The organism is Ensifer sp. M14, assembly GCF_003355565.1.
Taxonomy (GTDB): domain Bacteria; phylum Pseudomonadota; class Alphaproteobacteria; order Rhizobiales; family Rhizobiaceae; genus Ensifer.
Map to the genome: position 1 here is coordinate 1761446 of NZ_QJNR01000004.1, position 17451 is coordinate 1778896.

Annotated in this window: 15 protein-coding genes and 1 pseudogene; 6 read left to right on the forward strand and 10 right to left on the reverse strand. The window is 62.5% G+C overall.

The features are described from left to right. Window positions 1-2: 2 nt before the first annotated feature. Genes BLJAPNOD_RS08360 through BLJAPNOD_RS08370 form a run of 3 tightly spaced genes read right to left on the reverse strand, consistent with a single transcriptional unit; the run spans window position 3 to window position 1592 of the window. The gene (locus tag BLJAPNOD_RS08360; RefSeq protein ID WP_115419486.1) at window positions 3-338 is read right to left on the reverse strand and encodes a hypothetical protein; all 336 of its coding nucleotides are present in this window, start codon (window positions 336-338) and stop codon (window positions 3-5) included. Beyond that, entirely contained in the window at window positions 335-811 is a 477-nt protein-coding gene (locus tag BLJAPNOD_RS08365; RefSeq protein ID WP_115419487.1) for a GNAT family N-acetyltransferase, read from the reverse strand. The genes BLJAPNOD_RS08360 and BLJAPNOD_RS08365 overlap by 4 nt, the downstream gene beginning before the upstream one ends. After that, complete coding sequence (locus BLJAPNOD_RS08370; RefSeq protein ID WP_077503458.1) at window positions 801-1592, reverse strand: ABC transporter ATP-binding protein; 792 nt, start codon at window positions 1590-1592, stop codon at window positions 801-803. Before BLJAPNOD_RS08370 ends, BLJAPNOD_RS08365 begins: the two co-directional genes overlap by 11 nt. A 121-nt stretch (window positions 1593-1713) precedes the next feature. Here BLJAPNOD_RS08370 and BLJAPNOD_RS35590 point away from each other — a divergent pair, with 121 nt between their 5' ends. After that, entirely contained in the window at window positions 1714-2127 is a 414-nt protein-coding gene (locus BLJAPNOD_RS35590) for a cupin domain-containing protein (protein ID WP_199565914.1), read from the forward strand. A gap of 98 nt (window positions 2128-2225) precedes the next feature. On the opposite strand, the gene hydA is transcribed toward BLJAPNOD_RS35590, so the two are convergent. Continuing rightward, the gene (gene hydA, locus BLJAPNOD_RS08380) at window positions 2226-3680 is read right to left on the reverse strand and encodes a dihydropyrimidinase (RefSeq protein WP_077503279.1); all 1455 of its coding nucleotides are present in this window, start codon (window positions 3678-3680) and stop codon (window positions 2226-2228) included. Window positions 3681-3762: 82 nt separating this feature from the next. Further along, window positions 3763-5013: a Zn-dependent hydrolase gene (locus BLJAPNOD_RS08385; protein WP_115419490.1), complete on the reverse strand. Its 1251-nt coding sequence runs from the start codon at window positions 5011-5013 to the stop codon at window positions 3763-3765. A 284-nt stretch (window positions 5014-5297) separates the two neighbouring features. On the opposite strand from BLJAPNOD_RS08385, the gene rutR reads away from it, so the two are divergent. After that, the gene (rutR, locus tag BLJAPNOD_RS08390) at window positions 5298-5951 is read left to right on the forward strand and encodes an HTH-type transcriptional regulator RutR (RefSeq protein WP_077503459.1); all 654 of its coding nucleotides are present in this window, start codon (window positions 5298-5300) and stop codon (window positions 5949-5951) included. A 13-nt stretch (window positions 5952-5964) separates the two neighbouring features. Here rutR and BLJAPNOD_RS08395 read toward each other — a convergent pair whose 3' ends face one another. The 3 genes and pseudogenes from BLJAPNOD_RS08395 to BLJAPNOD_RS08405 form a co-directional block, all read right to left on the reverse strand. Then, a complete protein-coding gene (locus BLJAPNOD_RS08395) occupies window positions 5965-6894 on the reverse strand; it encodes a DMT family transporter (protein ID WP_244610897.1) in 930 nt (309 codons plus the stop codon). Between the two features lie 48 nt (window positions 6895-6942). Then, the gene (locus BLJAPNOD_RS08400) at window positions 6943-8619 is read right to left on the reverse strand and encodes an adenylate/guanylate cyclase domain-containing protein (protein WP_115421198.1); all 1677 of its coding nucleotides are present in this window, start codon (window positions 8617-8619) and stop codon (window positions 6943-6945) included. Between the two features lie 226 nt (window positions 8620-8845). After that, window positions 8846-9744, reverse strand: a pseudogene (locus BLJAPNOD_RS08405) (LysR family transcriptional regulator). Window positions 9745-9849: 105 nt separating this feature from the next. Between BLJAPNOD_RS08405 and BLJAPNOD_RS08410 the strand changes: the two are divergent. Beyond that, window positions 9850-10872 (forward strand): NAD(P)-dependent alcohol dehydrogenase, encoded by a 1023-nt coding sequence (locus BLJAPNOD_RS08410; RefSeq protein ID WP_115419491.1) that lies wholly within the window; start codon window positions 9850-9852, stop codon window positions 10870-10872. Window positions 10873-10982: 110 nt separating this feature from the next. Here BLJAPNOD_RS08410 and preA read toward each other — a convergent pair whose 3' ends face one another. Continuing rightward, entirely contained in the window at window positions 10983-12296 is a 1314-nt protein-coding gene (gene preA / locus BLJAPNOD_RS08415; RefSeq protein WP_115419492.1) for an NAD-dependent dihydropyrimidine dehydrogenase subunit PreA, read from the reverse strand. A 20-nt stretch (window positions 12297-12316) separates the two neighbouring features. Then, complete coding sequence (locus BLJAPNOD_RS08420) at window positions 12317-13678, reverse strand: NAD(P)-dependent oxidoreductase (RefSeq protein WP_115419493.1); 1362 nt, start codon at window positions 13676-13678, stop codon at window positions 12317-12319. 283 nt (window positions 13679-13961) lie between these two features. On the opposite strand from BLJAPNOD_RS08420, the gene BLJAPNOD_RS08425 reads away from it, so the two are divergent. The 3 genes from BLJAPNOD_RS08425 (at window position 13962) to BLJAPNOD_RS08435 (ending at window position 17446) form a co-directional block, all read left to right on the forward strand. Beyond that, window positions 13962-14915, forward strand: a complete 954-nt coding sequence (locus BLJAPNOD_RS08425) for a sugar-binding transcriptional regulator (protein ID WP_115419494.1) — start codon at window positions 13962-13964, stop codon at window positions 14913-14915. A gap of 209 nt (window positions 14916-15124) precedes the next feature. Continuing rightward, window positions 15125-16435: a sugar ABC transporter substrate-binding protein gene (locus BLJAPNOD_RS08430; RefSeq protein WP_077503286.1), complete on the forward strand. Its 1311-nt coding sequence runs from the start codon at window positions 15125-15127 to the stop codon at window positions 16433-16435. 138 nt (window positions 16436-16573) lie between these two features. Beyond that, a complete protein-coding gene (locus tag BLJAPNOD_RS08435; protein WP_115421199.1) occupies window positions 16574-17446 on the forward strand; it encodes a sugar ABC transporter permease in 873 nt (290 codons plus the stop codon). Window positions 17447-17451: the final 5 nt, after the last annotated feature.

Consider the following 17451-nt stretch of genomic DNA (forward strand, 5'->3'; position numbering starts at 1 on the left):
CGTCACGCCTTTCCGCTTGTCGGCAGCAACATCAGGCCCATGGCGGCGATGCCGAGCATGACGCCGGCCGCCTGGGTGAGGCTCAGCCTTTCGCCGAAGACGGCGAAGGCGATGATGTTGACGAGGACCAGTTGCACGACGGCCGACAGCGAGATCGCAAGGCCGAGGCCGCCATCGCGCATCAGCTTCACCATGATGATGTTGCCGACCATGTAGAGCCCGAGCGCCAGGACCAGCACGCCGATATGGCTGTTGGAGACATAGGCGCGCGAAGCGGTCGCGCCACCGAGAAAGATGGTGGTGGCCAGCAGCAGCCAGAGGACATAGGCAAGGTTCATGGCCGGCCCTCCGCGCCACGCCAGTGGTAGAGAATGTCGGGCAGGCTTTCCTCGTTGTCGCCATCGGTCCGGCGAACGACGGAGAAGCCCTGGCCCTCGTAGAAGCGCTGGGCCCTGGCGTTTGCCTCGAAGGTCCAGAGGTTCAATTCCTGTTGCGACAAGGTCTTGGCGGTGCTGAGCAGGTCTCTGCCGACGCCCATGCCGCGATCAGGTGCGTCGATATAAAGCGCCGTCACGTAGTGATCGCTTGCGAGCGCCATGAAGCCTGCGATGCGATCGTCCCGCTCGGCCACGATCACGGTGCGTTCGGGAAAGACTGTCTCGCGGTAATATCGCTCGACGTCGGCGCGGTCGTGGATCCGGGGCATCCAGGCGGTCGCATCGATCCAGCGATTGAGAATATCGGTGCAGGCGCGCATGTCGCCTTGCGTTGCGGGACGGCAGACAGTTGCAGACGCCGCGCTATTCTTCATAGCTGTGTCCCGCTCTCAGGCCTTCGCGCACGCGATGGGCGACCTCGAGAAACTCAGGCGTTTCGCGAATGCCGAGCGGGCGCTCGCGCGGCAGGGGCGATTCGATGATGTCGGTGACCCGGCCGGGGCGGGGGCTCATCACCACGATCTTGGTGGAGAGATAGACCGCTTCCGGGATGGAGTGCGTGACGAAGCAGATGGTCTTGTTGGTGCGCGCCCAGAGCTTCAAAAGCTGTTCGTTCAGGTGATCGCGAACGATCTCGTCGAGCGCGCCGAAGGGTTCGTCCATCAGCAGGAGATCGGCGTCGAAGGCGAGCGCGCGGGCAATCGACGCGCGCTGCTGCATGCCGCCCGAAAGCTGCCAGGGGTATTTCTTGCCGAAGCCCGTGAGGTTGACGAGATCAAGCGTGCGGTCGATGCGCGCCTTCTTCTCCGCCTTGGAATAGCCCATGATCTCCAGCGGCAGGGCGATGTTGTTCTCTATGGTGCGCCAAGGGTAAAGCGCAGCTGCCTGAAACACATAGCCATAAGCACGTTGCTTCCGGGCTTCCTCAGGCGTCATGCCGTTGACGGTGATGGTGCCGGAGGTCGCCTTTTCCAGATCGGCGATCACGCGCAGGAACGTGGTCTTGCCGCAGCCGGAGGGGCCGATGAAGGAAACGAAATCCCCCTTGGCAACGTCGAGATTGACGCCGGTCAGGGCGTTGACCGGGCCGTCGGCAGTTTCGAAGGTCAGGCAGAGATCCCGGGCCGAAACCACGGATGCGGTATTGGACGTCATCGGCGAATACTCATTCTGGCTTGGCTGTGTCAGACTGCTATCCGGACCGGCAACATGCAATCGCGGATTTGGAAGCGGAGCGGTTTGCTGCTGGTTTTTCAGGGAATTCTGGAGAACAGTCATGTCTCGATCATCCAATCCTGGCTGTCGCGTGGTTCGCCCCGGCAGCGGACATGCCGGAAAGCAGGGGCTGAGCTATTTCGAGGGCATCGCGGCGGAAACCGTCGGGTCGACCGGCATCTGCATGCATCTCCTGACGATCCCGCCCGGTGGGCGCGCAAAGGCCCATCTGCATGAGGGGCACGAGACGGCGATCTATGTGCTGTCGGGCGAGGCTCACACCTGGTTCGGCGAGCGGCTGGAGGAGCATGTGATCGTTCGCGCCGGCGAGATGTTCTATATTCCGGCCGGCGTGCCGCATCTGCCGGCAAACCTTTCCGATGCGCCCTGTTCGGCGGTGATCGTCCGCACCGACCCGAAGGAGCAGGAAAGCGTCGTCCTCCTGCCGGAGCTCGACGCGCTCGTGCCCGGCTGACGCAACCTGCAACCGCGCCGAAGCGTCCCGCCGGTCTGGCGGGACATGTCCGGTGGGACAGAGTGGCGTGAAGACGTGCAGACCGCGAAACACCAGGATCAAACCCCGGTCGCCGGGATGCCGCTGCGCTGGACGGCGCGGGGGGCGGTGACTTCCTTCCAGGTGGTGAGCGCGGTGCTGACGGCCGGGAAGGGATCGCGGCGGACGAATTCGCCGTGGCCTTCGCGGGTCTTGATGGTGCTTTCCTCAATGGCGACGACACCGCGCGTCAGCGTGTAACGCGGCAGGCCTTTCACCTCCTTGCCCTCGAAGACGTTGTAGTCGATCGCCGACTGCTGGCTCTTGGCCGAGATCGTCTTCGTGCGCTTCGGATCCCAGACGACGAGGTCGGCATCGGCGCCAACGAGAACGGCGCCCTTCTTCGGGTAGACATTGAGGATCTTGGCGATGTTCGTCGAGGTGACCGCCACGAACTCGTTCATGGTGATGCGGCCGGTGTTGACGCCGTGGGTCCACAGCATCGGCATGCGGTCTTCAAGCCCGCCGGTGCCGTTGGGGATCTTGGTGAAATCACCGACGCCGAAGCGCTTCTGCTCGGATGTAAAGGCGCAATGGTCGGTCGCCACCACTTGCAGCGAACCGGAAGCAAGGCCGGCCCACAGACTGTCCTGATGCAGTTTGTTGCGGAACGGCGGCGACATCACGCGGCGGGCGGCGTGGTCCCAGTCCTTGTTGAAATATTCGGTTTCGTCGAGCGTGAGGTGCTGGATCAGCGGTTCGCCGAAAACGCGCATGCCCTTGGCGCGGGCGCGGCGGATGGCTTCGTGCGCCTGTTCGCAGGAGGTATGGACGATGTAAACCGGGCTTCCGGCCATGTCGGCGATCATGATGGCGCGGTTGGTGGCCTCGCCTTCGACTTCTGCGGGTCGCGAATAGGCATGCGCTTCCGGGCCGTTGTTGCCTTCCGAAAGCAGCTTGGCCTGCAATTGTGCGACGACGTCGCCGTTTTCCGCATGCACGAGCGGCAGCGCGCCGAGGGCCGCGCAGCGCTGGAAGGACGAGAACATCTCGTCGTCGTCGACCATCAAGGCACCCTTGTAGGCCATGAAATGCTTGAAGGTGTTGATGCCCTTGTCTTTGACGATGGTCTCCATCTCGTTGAAGACCTGCTCGCCCCACCAGGTGATCGCCATGTGGAAGGAGTAGTCGCAGTTGGCGCGCGTCGACTTGTTGTCCCACATGGTGAGTGCTTCGAGCAGCGACTGGTTGGGCGAGGGCAGGGCGAAATCCACGACCATGGTCGTGCCGCCCGCAAGCGCTGCCCTTGTGCCACTTTCGAAATCGTCCGAGGAGTAGGTGCCCATGAACGGCATTTCGAGGTGGGTGTGCGGGTCGATGCCGCCCGGCATGACGAAACAGCCGCTGGCGTCGAGCGTTTCGTCGCCTTTGAGGTCCGGGCCGATTTCGACGATCCTGCCGCCTTCGATCTTCACGTCCGCCTTGTAGGTCAGATCGGCCGTGACGATGGTTCCACCCTTGATGACAGTGCTCATTGATTTTCATCCTCGCGATTGTGCTTCCGGTGGCCCCTCGGCCGCCACGAAAAAGGGCGGAACTTTCGTCCCGCCCGCAAACTCATTCGACGATTTCGGCCGTTTCGACGACGGCGTGGAAGAGGACGTCGGCGCCGGCGCCTGCCCACTCCCTGGAGATGTCTTCCGCCTCATTGTGGCTCAAGCCGCCGACACAGGGGCACATGACCATGGTCGCGGGCGCAACCTTGGCCGCCCAGCAGGCATCGTGCCCGGCGCCGGAGATGAGGTTCATGTGGCTATAGCCGAGCCTTTCGGCGGCGTTGCGCACGGCGGTGACGAGTTTCGGATCGAAGGTCACCGGCTCGAAATGGCCGATCGCCTCGACGGAACAGCCGACACCGAGGGCATCGGCAATCTTGGGTGCGTCCGCCTCGATCTTGGCGCGCATGCGGTCAAGCTTGGCCTTGTCGGGCGAGCGGATGTCGACGGTGAAGACCACCTTGCCGGGCAGGACGTTGCGCGAATTGGGCGAGAACACCACCTGGCCGACGCCGCCGACGGCGCCCGGCTGGTTTTCCATCGCCACTGCCTGGACCATCTCGATGATGCGCGACATGGCAAGGCCGGCGTTGACGCGCATGTTCATCGGCGTCGAGCCGGTGTGCGCCTCACGCCCGGTCAGTGTGAACTCCAGCCACCAGAGGCCCTGACAGTGGGTGACGACGCCGATGTCCTTGTTTTCGGCTTCAAGGATCGGGCCCTGCTCGATGTGATATTCGAAATAGGCGTGCATCTTGCGGGCGCCGACCTCTTCGTCGCCGACCCAGCCGATGCGCTTCAACTCGTCGCCGAAGGTTTTGCCTTCCGGGTCCTTGCGGCCATAGGCAAAGTCCTGGCTATGCACGCCGGCAAAGACGCCGGAGGCGAGCATGGCAGGCGCAAAGCGCGCGCCTTCCTCGTTGGTCCAGTTGGTGACGACAATGGGGTGTTTGGTCTTGATGCCGAGATCGTTCATGGAGCGAACGACCTCAAGGCCCGAGAGTACGCCGAGCACGCCGTCGAACTTGCCGCCGGTCGGCTGCGTGTCGAGATGGGAGCCGACATAGACGGGGAGCGCATCCGGGTCGGTGCCGGGCCGGGTGAAGAACATATTGCCCATGGTGTCGACGCCCATGGTGAGGCCCGCCTCATCGCACCAGGACTGGAAGAGCTTTCGTCCTTCACCGTCCTCGTCGGTCAGCGTCTGGCGGTTGTTGCCGCCGGCGATGCCCGGGCCGATCTTGGCCATGTCCATTAACGTATCCCACAGGCGGTCGGCATTGACGCGCATGTTCTCGCCAGGTGCTGCCACGGCGGTCTCCTCATTCTTTCGGGCTGCACCTTGGGTGGTGCATGCCCCTCATGTTCCCTTGGTCAAATCCAGGCTTGGTTTTTTCTGGTGCCCTTCGATCAGTCGTTGCCTTTGCTGGCGAACTGGCTGATAATTTGACCGGTTGGTAAACATTACAACTTCCGTTGCGGCACTCAAGCCGGAAAAACAAAAAAACGAAGTTGTTGCCCAAAAAGATGGCGGCGCCGAAATTTGGGCAGATACCGCCTGTGCGGATCAGCGCGCAGGCACCGGCAGGGGGCGAAATGGTACTTCCGAGAGCGGCCAAGACCCAGAGGCGTACACGCATCCAGGAGGAGAAGGAAGAGCGCATTCTGGAGGCGGCGCTGGAGGTGTTTTCCGCCCACGGCTTTCGCGGCGCAACTGTCGACCAGATCGCCGATGTTGCCGGCATGTCGAAGCCGAACCTGCTCTATTACTTCCGCACCAAGGAAGCGATGCATCGCGCGCTGATCGATCGCGTGCTCGATACGTGGCTCGATCCGTTGCGTGCCTTCGACGCGGAGGGAAACCCTGTCACCGAAATCCGCAGCTACATCAGGCGCAAGCTGGAGATGGCGCGAGATTTCCCGCGCGAAAGTCGGCTCTTCGCCAACGAAGTGCTGCAGGGCGCACCGCATATCGAAGACGAACTCAAGGGGCCACTCAAGGAACTCGTCGACGAGAAGGCGGAGGTCATCCGCGCTTGGACCAAGGCCGGCAAGATCGCCAAGTGCGACCCGTACCACCTGATCTTCGCGATCTGGTCGACGACGCAGCATTATGCCGACTTCGACGTGCAGGTGCGCGCCGTGCTGGGGCAGGGCAATTCCGGCGAGGGCCGGTTCGAGGATGCGGCGCGTTTTCTCGAGCGCCTGTTCGTCGACGGGCTGCAGGTGAGCGAGCAGCCCGCTTCCTAAAGTGTTTCCGGGATCAGTCCGGCAGCAGCGCCATCAGCGCCAGGCCGCAGGCCGTCGTCAGTGCGCCTGCGAGAACCGGCAGGCTGACCCAGCCATGGCCAAGAATACCTTCAAGCAGAATGATGAAGCTTGGCGTCAGATAGCCATAGCCGAGCACCTTCGACGATGGCAGGCGCAGGGATGCGTATTGCAGCAGCAGGAAGGTGATCGCTGTGGTGACGACCGCGAGGTAGACGACGGCGATCCAGACGATGGCCGGCAGGCTGGCGAAGTCGGTGGTGACAAGTCCTGCAGCGCCCGGCACCAGAAGCCAAGGCACGGTGCAGGCGGCAACCCAGAACCCAAAGGCGAAAGGGTTTTCCTTGCGATCGAACTTGCGGATCAGCGGCACGTAGATCGCGTGGCAGATGACGCCGACGAAGAAGATCAGCTCGCCCTGACCGATATCGAAGGCGAGGATCGCCTGGATGTTGGCGCGAAAGATCACCCAGACGGCGCCAAGTGCGGCGATGATCAAGCCCGCCAGAACACCTGGTCTCGTGTGCTGGCCGAGCAGCAGAAAGGCAAAGCCTGCGCTCAACAGCGGCATCAGCGTGAAGACGGCGCCGGTCGATACCGGATCGGTAAATTCCAGCGCCTTGAACATCGTCAGCATGTAGACGGCAATCAGCCCGCCCAAGATGAGGAAGCGCCACAATTGCCTGGGGATCTGGAACGGCACCCTGGCATAGCCGAAGGTGAGCGCGCCAAGGACGACGACGGTCAGTAGGTAGCGCCAGAGCGTCAGCGGGCCGGCACCCATGTGCTGCGCCGCGAGCCCGCCGAAGGAGAAGGAGCCCGCGATCAGCGCCGAAAAGGTCAGCATCGCCAGATGCGCCTTGAGCTTTTCGGCGCCCTTGGCGTGGCTCTGGTGCGCCGTTTTCGGCGAGACATCCTGTTTCATGCTGGCTTCCGGAACTGTCGATGGCGGGAGATGCGTGTGCCCGCGCACCTAAGCCGGAGCCGGCGACGGTTGCAAGGCCTTGGCGATATCGCCGGCATCTTCGACGATCCAGGTTTCGAGTGTCGCCTGGCGTCCGCGAAGGCTGATGTCGAGCCGCTTGTGTGCGTCCATCACCACGCCGGCGCGGTTGACGAGCTCGGCCGAGACGGCGAGTTGGGCGTCGTGCTCCTTGGCAAGGCCTTCGAGCCGGCTTGCCGTGTTGATGGTGTCGCCGACGGCGGTCAGCGACGTTGCCTGGCCATAGCCGATCTCGCCGATGATGGCGGGGCCGGCGTGCATGCCGATCGCGATCCTGAGCGGTTCGTCGAGTTCACCCTCGAAGGTCTGGTTGAGGGCCTCGATCCCCTTGGAGATGCGCACGGCAGCGGCAAGCGACTGCTGGCAGGCCTCGGCGAAGGAGTTCTTGAGGCCGAAGATTGCAAGTGCGCCGTCACCGATGAACTTGTCGATGACGCCGCCGGAATCCTCGACCGCCTCGCCGACCATCTCGAAGTAGCGGTTCAGCAGAAAGACGGTGTCGAAGGGCAGCTTGTGCTCGGCGATGCTGGTAAAGCCGCGCAGGTCGCAGAAGAGCACGGCGATGCGCCGCTCGCGGCCTTCGCCGTCCTGCCGCACCAGTTGTTTCTTGATGCCGATGCTGTCGGTATCGAGGATCGGCACGACTGTGACGTTGTGGATAGGGCGGAACTGGCAGGCAAGCCGCACATTGTCGGGTGCGCCGATCCGCGTCAGCGTCGTGAGCTCGGCGTCTTCAGGCCCCGGGTTGCCTTCGAGGCCCTGGATCACGCGCACGCGGCAGGTGGAGCAGCGGCCGCGGCCGCCGCATACCGAAACGTGCGGAATGCCGGCGGCGCGGCTCGCCTCCAGCACGCTGAAGCCGAGATTGACGGTGGCGACGCGACCATCGGGATAGCGCACCCGGATGCGCCCGCCCTTGGGCAGGACGCGCAGGATGAAGGTGCCGCCGATCAGTCCGGTAAAGCCGAGATAAAGGCCGAACCGGATGTTTTCGAGCAGGTTGATGTCGTAGGCTGGCCTGATTTCGGCCCGGTCGCCATAGCCGCCATGCTCTTCATAGACGCGCTCCAGCGAGCGGGCGCCGCTGAAGAAGCCGAGAAGCGCGAAGATCGGCAAGAGGATCGCCACCGTATAGAGCAGGATTTCGTAGCGCGGAAACCAGGTCCGCCCGCGCATCCAGAACCAGGCACCGAGACAGCCATGGCTCCAGGCGAGCAGCAAGGCGAGCGACTGGCGGGTTGCATTGGTCCAGCTTGACCAAAGCGCCCTCAGCATGCCGGGATAATCGGCGTCGACGCCGGTCAAAAGCGGTTCGATGCGCGTCGCGGTTACGTGGCCGATCAACAGGAACGGCAGGCTCAGGCCGAAGATGATCTTCAGCGCCTCGCGCATCGGCATGCGCAGGGTCTGGCGGCGATAGAGGCTATCGAGCGCCATGATGAAATGCGCCAGCAGCGCGCCATAGAGCAGGATCGTGCCGGGCACGCTGTGCCAGACGACGTTGAAGACCTTGCGGCCCGCTTCCATGGCCTCGACGGAGATCAGGCCGAGCGAATGGTTGAGGAAATGGGCAAGGATGAACGTACCAAGCACTGCCCCAGACACGAGGTGAATGCGCTTGCGTCTATTGGCGGAAATGATCGTCAAATAGCGAGCCCAGCTCTGCCGGCGAAACACCGGCTTCGGTTATTTCCCCTTTATTATCCAGATCGCATACGCCGACAACTTACCTTTTCTACACAATCTGTTTCGTTATCGTGTCTTGCGCGACATCGGCCGCCGGCGCTATTCGGCGGGGTTCGGCTGCCAGAGCTCGATCCGGTTGCGCTCCCTGACCTCGTCCGACGGCTCGCGACAGCGGCAGCCGTTGGCGTCATTCCATCATGGCTGGCAGGCGCGCGGCAAGCGTATCGATGAGCAGGCGCAGCTTCGGCGGCATGTATTGGGTTTTCGGCCAGACGACATAGGTGTCGTAGGACAAGGCCGGCACATCAGCGAGTATCTGCACGAGCGAGCCGGAGGCGATGCGGTTGCCGACGAGCCAGCAGGGCAGCCAGGCGATGCCGAAGCCGTCGGCCGCCGCGTCGGCGATCGACGTCAGGTCGTCGAGCCGCAGACGCGTCGGTGGCGTGACGATCTGTGGCTGTCCGACCTTCACCGGAAAGGACCAGGCAAGCGGCTGTCCGCTGCGGCGATAGAGGATTGCCTGGTGCGCCACCAGGTCTTGGATCGTCTTCGGTATGCCGTTGGCTTCGATATAGGCAGGAGAGGCGCACACGATCATGCGCTGGTCGGCGATCTTGCGCATCATCAGTTCGGGTTCACCCCGCTGCGGGCCGGTGCGGATGGCGAGATCGAAGCCGTCCTCGACGAGATCGACGTTGCGATCGCTGAAATTGAGGTCGAACTCCAGGCGCGGGTGTTGACGGAGCAGCTCGACAGCAGCGGCATGATGCATTGGCGGCCGAAATGCACCGGCATCGACAGGCGCAGCCGTCCCTGTATCTCCTGTTTCCCGGATTCGAGCAGTGCCTCGCCGGCCCGGATTTCGCCGAGCCCTCGCAGGCAATTCTCATAGAAGAGCTGCCCCTCGTCAGTCAGGCTCTGGGTGCGGGTGGTGCGATGAAACAGACGAACGCCGAGACTTTGTTCCAGCTTGGCCACGGTCTTGCCGACGGCGGAACGCGACAGGTTGAGCCTTTCTGCTGCCGCGGAAAAACCGCCGGCATCGGCTGCCTCCACGAACACCGAAACGCCGTTCAGGTAACTCATTTTGTATCCTCTGCGGAACCAATATGACGAATTCATATCGCAACTGGAGAGATAATTTCAACGCTAAGCTTTTCCCATCAGATCAATCCGATGAAAGGAAAGACCATGGCAAGACTGATGAAGGAATGGACTATCGACGCATTCGGCGCTCAGAACCTGAAGCTCACGGAGCGACCGATCCCGCAGGCCGGGCCAGGCGAAGTGCTGGTCCGCACAACCGCTTTTTCGCTCAACTTTCGCGACAAGCTGGTGCTCGAAAACGGCATGGGCATGCCGCTCGCCTTCCCCTTCGTACCGGGTTCCGACATGGCCGGTGTCGTCGAGGCGGTCGGCAGCGACGTGACACGTTTTCGGGTTGGCGATCGGGTCATTTCCGTCTTCGATCCCACGTGGATCGACGGTCAAAAGCCGGGGACAGCCCGCCAGCCGACATCGTATGCGCTCGGCGGTCTCAACCAGGGCGTCGCTTCGGAATATGTCGCCTTCCCTGAGGGCTGGTTCGTGCATGGGCCGAAGAGCCTTGACGATGGCGAGGCGAGCACGCTGCCCTGCGCCGGTGTGACGGCCTGGTACGCGCTGGTCGAGAAGGGGCGGCCGAAGGCTGGCGACCGCGTGGTCGTGCAAGGGACCGGTGGGGTCTCGCTGTTCGGGCTTCAGATCGCCAAAGCGCATGGCGCCGAAGTCATCGTGACGTCGTCGAGCCGGGACAAGCTCGATCGCGCGCTGGAACTCGGCGCCGACCATGGCATCGACCGTGTCAAGGAAGACTGGGTGGAGCGTGTGCTTGAGATCACCTGTGATCACGGTGCCGATCATATCCTGGAACTCGCCGGTGGTGGCAATCTCGGCCGGTCGCTGCAGGCGGTGGCGGTGCAGGGGCGGATCTCGGTCATCGGTGTGCTTGAAGGGGCGGAGATATCGGCGCCTGCACCGCTGGTGCTGCTGAAGTCGCCTGTCATTCAGGGCATCGGCGTCGGCCATCGCCGAGCGCTGGAGGATCTGGTGGCTGCCGTCGATCAGGCCGGGCTGAAACCCGTGGTCGACGCGCGCTACCGGTTCGCGGATTTCCGCGAGGCGCTGGCGCATCTCGATCGCGGCGCCTTCGGCAAGGTCGTTGTCGAAGTCTGAGACCCTTTTGACAACAACGCCGCCGGATCGAAAATCCGGCGGCGTTTGTTTAAAGCGCCAAAGCTATTTCAGCAAACTGCCTGGGGTCTCTTGAGCCCCCTTTCTTTTGCTTACTCCGCGGCCTGGCGGGCCATCGGGTTGTTCGGATGCGTCGTCCAGTTGGCATAGTTCGGATCGACCGGCTTGCCGGTGCGCTGGTCCATGGCACCTGCCGGCAGTTCTTCCATGGTGATGCAGTTCTCGACGGGACAGACGCTGACGCAGAGATTGCAGCCGACGCATTCGTCATCCATCACCTCGAAGTGGCGCACGCCGTTGACGAACTGGGTGATCGCCTGATGCGAGGTGTCCTCGCAGGCGATGTGACAGCGGCCGCACTTGATGCAGGAGTCCTGATCGATCTTGGCCTTGGCGATGTAGTTGAGGTTGAGGTACTGCCAGTCGGTGACATTCGGCACGGCGCGGCCGGTGATGTCGTCGAGGTTACGGTGACCCTTTGCATCCATCCAGTCGGAGAGGCCCGAGATCATTTCCTCGACGATCTTGAAGCCGTAGGTCATCGCCGCGGTGCAGACCTGCACGTTGCCGGCGCCAAGCACCAGGAACTCGGCCGCGTCGCGCCAGGTGGTGATGCCGCCGATGCCGGAGATCGGCAGGCCGTAGGTTTCTGGATCGCGGGCGATCTCGGCGACCATGTTGAGCGCGATCGGCTTGACGGCCGGGCCGCAATAGCCGCCGTGGGTCCCCTTGCCGCCGACCGTCGGGTTCGGGGCGAAGGTGTCGAGATCGACCGAGACGATCGAGTTGATCGTGTTGATCAGCGAAACGGCGTCGGTGCCGCCGGCCTTGGCGGCGCGGGCAGGCTTGCGCACGTCGGTGATATTCGGCGTCAGCTTGGTGATGACGGGCATGCGCGTGTACTGCTTGCACCAGCGCACGACCATTTCGATGTATTCCGGCACCTGGCCGACCGCGGCACCCATGCCGCGCTCGGACATGCCGTGCGGACAGCCGAAGTTGAGCTCGATGCCGTCAGCGCCGGTTTCTTCCACCAACGGCAGGATCGATTTCCACGCCTCTTCCTCGCAGGGCACCATGATCGAAGCGATCAGGGCCCTGTCCGGCCAGTTCATCTTGACCTGCTTCATTTCCCGCAGGTTCACATAGAGGTCGCGGTCGGTGATGAGCTCGATGTTGTTGAGACCGAGCAGCCGGCGGTCGGCGCCCCAGATCGCGCCGTAGCGTGGTCCGTTGACGTTGACGACAGGCGGCCCTTCCTCTCCAAGCGTCTTCCAGACGACGCCGCCCCAGCCCGCCTTGAAGGCGCGCTCGACGTTATAGGCCTTGTCCGTCGGCGGCGCGGACGCCAGCCAGAACGGGTTCGGGGATTTGATGCCGACAAAATTGTTGCGAAGATCAGCCATTGTTCCGTTCTCCCGATCCGTTATGCAACGGCGCTCGCGCGCGGCATGGCCGCGGCGAAAGCCCGGTTGATCGCTTCAGCGGCATCGCGGCCCATGGCGACGGCGGAAACCGTGAGGTCCTCGCCACCGAGCACGCAGTCGCCGCCAGCCCAGACATTGGCAAGAGAGGTCTTGCCTTCGGCGTCGACGACGATCCGGCCGCCTTCGAACGCAAGTGATCCGAGGCCCGATGCCTCGAAGGACTGACCGATCGCCTTGAAGATCTGGTCTGCGGCAATGATACCCGTTTCGCCCGTCGCGGTCAGCTTTCCATCGACGAGGGTGGTGTATTCGAGCTCGATGCCGGCGACCTTGTCGTCCTTCAGCGCAATGCGCTTGGGCTGCAGCCAATGGCGGATGGTCACGCCCTTGGAGGCGGCCAGGTCCTGCTCGAACTCGGATGCGTTCATGTGCTCCTTGCCGCGGCGGTAACAGATCGTCACCTCCTCGGCGCCGAGCAACTTCGCCTGGACGGCAGCGTCGATCGCGGTCATGCCGCCACCGAGAACGACAATCCGGCGACCGACGGGAATGTCGGCCTTGGTCTTCGACTGGCGAAGGGCAGCGATGAAATCGACGGCGTCCTCGAGGCCTTCCGCGTTTTCGCCTTCGATGCGCAGCGCGTTGACGCCGGCAAGGCCGAGGCCCAGGAAGACGCCGTCATACTGCTCGGTGAGATCAGCAAGGGAGAAATCGCGGCCGAGTGCCTGGCCGTGGCGGACTTCGATGCCGCCGATCGACAGCACATAGTCGACCTCGCTCTGGGCGAAATCGTCGACGGACTTGTAGGCCGCGATGCCGTATTCGTTGAGGCCGCCGGATTTCTCACGGGCGTCGTAGATGACGACTTCGTGGCCCTTGACCGCAAGACGATGGGCGCAGGCAAGTCCCGCCGGGCCGGCGCCGACGACGGCAACCCTTTGACCGGAGGACTCTGCACGGGTGTAGAACTGTTTGTTCTCTTTCATCGCGATGTCGGTCGCGTAGCGCTGCAGGCGGCCGATCTCGACCGGACGCTCCTCGGCCGTGTTGCGCACGCACGCCTGCTCGCAGAGCGTTTCGGTGGGGCAGACGCGGGCGCACATTCCGCCCAGAATGTTCTGGTCGAAGATGGTCTTGGCCGAGCCGATGGGGTTGCCCGTCGATATCTGCCGGATGAACAGCGGGATATCGATGGAGGTGGGACAGGCCGTCATGCATGGCGCGTCATGACAGAAATAACAGCGGTCGGATGCGACCAATGCCTCGTGCCTGTCGAGGGCTGGATGAAGGTCGGAGAAATTGGTTTCGTAGTCCGCGAGCGGCAGGCGGCCGCCGAGGATCCCAGATTGTGTCGTTCCCATTTTTGGCTCCCAATGTTTTCTCAGGATGATGGAACGGTAACACGCTTTATTTTTTTATCAAACGGTAAAAGTTTGACGTTGGAATGACCCGAAAGCCTTGTGATCCGGCGCTTTGCTGTGGACGTGCCAAGTGCTTGTTCTTGAGCGCTGTTTGACAGGGAAGGGCAATTAGTGGCAGCAAATCAGAGCGGGATTGAGGAAAAGTGTGTGGGGTGGTGACCGTGATGTTTTGGGTTGATTCGACCCCAAATCATCACGATCGCGGTGGGAACGGAGAATTGGCATGGCGCGCAGGGCTGAGGCGAACAACAGGCTTGATGATGCTGCCCGTGCGGGCTGGCTCTACTATGTCGCCGGCCGCACCCAGGACGAGATCGCCACGATCATGGGCATCTCGCGCCAATCGGCGCAGCGGCTGGTGTCGCTCGCCATGGCCGAGCGCCTGATCAAGGTTCGGCTTGATCATCCGATTGCCGCATGCCTGGAGGCTGCCGAACGGCTTCGCGATAGATACGACCTCAGGCATGTGGATGTGGTTCCAAGCGATCCCGGCTCGAGTTCGACAACGGTCGGCATCGCCGAAGCCGGCGCTGCCGAGATCGAGCGCTGGCTCAAATTGCCCGAGCCCCAGGTTTTGGCGATCGGAACCGGTCGCACCCTGAAGGCGGCGATCGACCAGTTGCCGGCAATGGAGTGTCCGCAGCACCGCATCGTGTCGCTCACCGGCAACATCGGGCTCGATGGCTCGGCTGCCTATTACAACGTCATCTTCAGCATGGCCGATGCGGTCAAGGCACGGCATTTCCCGATGCCGTTGCCGGTGCTGGCTTCCTCGGCCGAGGAGCGCGCAGTGCTGCACAGCCAGAGCCTCGTCCAGGTGGCGCTGAAGCTCGGGGCGCAAGCCAATGTCGCCTTTGTCGGTGTCGGCGAACTCGGCCCCGACGCGCCGCTTTGCCAGGATGGGTTTCTGTCCCAGGACGAAATGGGGCAGTTGACGAAATCGGGTGCCGCCGGAGAAATCTGCGGCTGGATGTTCGACCATGACGGCGCATTGCTGGCGGGCAGTTTCAACGACCGGGTCGCCTCGGTTCCGCTCCCATCCCGTGACAATGCCTCGGTGATCGGTCTCGCCAAGGGACGGCGCAAATACGAGGCGCTGAGGGCGGCTCTCAAGGGCCGGATCATCAACGGCATTATCACCGATGAGGCGACGGCGGCCTATCTGCTCAACGCCTGATCGCAGCGACTCCAATTGACGGAGGCCGGCCATGTGCCGGCCTTTTGTCGTTCATATGATCGCTTGCTGATAAAAAATCGACAATCAAAACAGCTTCGTAACCTTTCCGTTTGCAACGCAGCAACGAAAGCGGATTGACATTCTTTTGTGATAAGTGAGTAATTGCCCATGAGCGAAGCAAATGCTCAATTTCTTCTGGGAGGAAGTCGATGAATTTGAGAACTTTCCTGCTGGGCACGTGCTCGGCAGTCGCACTGGCAGGTCTGGCCCAAGCAGAAACGCTGACCATTGCGACCGTGAACAACGGCGACATGATCCGGATGCAGAAGCTGACGGATGATTTCACGTCCAAGAATCCGGACATTACGCTCGAGTGGGTAACGCTTGAGGAAAACGTGCTGCGCCAGCGCGTGACGACGGATATTGCCACCAAGGGCGGCCAGTACGACATCATGACCATCGGCACCTATGAAGTGCCGATCTGGGCCAAGCAGGGCTGGTTGCTGCCGCTCGACAATCTCGGCGCCGACTACGACGTCGACGACCTCCTGCCGGCGATCCGTTCGGGTCTGACCATCGACGACAAGCTCTATGCCGCACCGTTTTATGGCGAAAGCTCGATGGTGATGTACCGCAAGGACCTGTTCGAGAAGGCGGGGCTGACCATGCCCGACGCGCCGACCTGGGACTTCATCGCCGAGGCGGCCCGCAAGATCACCGACAAGAACAACGAAGTCTACGGCATCTGCCTGCGCGGCAAGGCGGGCTGGGGCGAAAACATGGCCTTCCTGACCGCGACCGCGAACGCCTTTGGCGCCCGATGGTTCGACGAGAACTGGAAGCCGCAGTTCGACCAGCCGGAATGGAAGAATGCGCTCGACTTCTACGTCAAGCTGATGAACGACGCCGGACCGCCCGGGGCATCCTCGAACGGCTTCAACGAAAACCTGTCGCTGTTCCAGACCGGCAAGTGCGGCATGTGGATCGATGCGACGGTTGCGGCCTCATTCGTCACCAACCCGAAGGAATCGACGGTGGCCGACAAGGTGGGCTTTGCACTTGCGCCTGACACGGGGCTTGGCAAACGCGGCAACTGGCTCTGGGCCTGGAACCTCGCCATCCCCGCCGGTTCGCAAAAGGTGGCCGCGGCCGAGAAGTTCATCGCCTGGGCAACCGGCAAGGATTATCTGAAGCTTGTGGCAGACAAGGAAGGCTGGGCCAACGTTCCTCCGGGCACGCGCACCTCGCTCTACGCTAACCCCGAATACCAGAAGGCAGCGCCGTTTGCGAAGATGACGCTCGACTCGATCAATGCCGCCGATCCGAAGAACCCGGCCGTCAAGCCGGTGCCCTATGTCGGCGTGCAGTTCGTGGCGATCCCTGAATTCCAGGGTCTCGGCACGGCGGTGGGCCAGCAGTTCTCGGCCGCCCTTGCCGGCCAGATGAGCGTCGATGATGCGCTTGCCAGCGCCCAGAAGCTGACCGAACGCGAAATGACCAAGGCCGGGTACATCAAATAAGGCTCCCAAGGGCCCGGGGTGCCGGCCGCAAATGGCTGGCGCCCCGGCAATTTCCCTTAACCAAGGCTCGCGCGGAAAAACGCGCCGGCCCGGCCTGATCTCGAAACAGCGTTGAATTCCGTCATTTGGGGGGACGCCATGGCGACCTTGCACACCCGCTCCGCCGCGCGTCTGATGATCGCGCCCTCGGTGCTTCTGCTTCTGGCCTGGATGATCGTTCCGCTGGCCATGACAATCTATTTCTCGTTCCTGCGCTACAATCTCCTGATGCCGGGAATGGAAGAGTTCGCGGGCTTCTCGAACTACAAGTACTTCCTCACCGATCCCGCCTTCTTCCAGGCGCTCTTCAACACCCTCGCCATCGTGCTCGGTGTGCTGTTCATCACTGTCGTCGGCGGCATCGCGCTGGCGCTTCTCCTGGACCAGCCGATGTTCGGGCAGGGGATCGTACGCATCCTCGTGATCGCGCCGTTCCTGATCATGCCGACGGTCGCGGCCCTTGTGTGGAAGAACATGTTCATGAACCCGGTCAACGGGTTGTTCGCCTGGGTGGCCAAGCTCTTCGGGCTCCAGCCCTTCGACTTCCTCGCCAATGCGCCGCTGATGTCGGTGATCCTCATCGTCGCCTGGCAGTGGCTGCCCTTTGCAACGTTGATCCTTCTGACGGCGCTGCAATCGCTCGATGAAGAGCAGAAGGAAGCGGCCCAGATGGACGGCGCCAGCGCCTGGAGCCGTTTCATCTACCTCGTGCTGCCACATCTCTCCCGCGCCATCACCGTGGTCATCCTGATCCAGACGATCTTCCTGCTCTCGGTCTTTGCGGAAATCCTGGTGACGACCAATGGCGGTCCCGGCACGCAAAGCACCAACCTGACCTTCCTCGTCTATGCGCAAGCTTTGCTGCAGTTCGACGTGGGCGGCGCATCCGCCGGCGGCATCATCGCCGTCATACTCGCCAACATCGTCGCATTCTTCCTGATGCGCATGATCGGCAAGACGCTGGAGGCTTGATACCC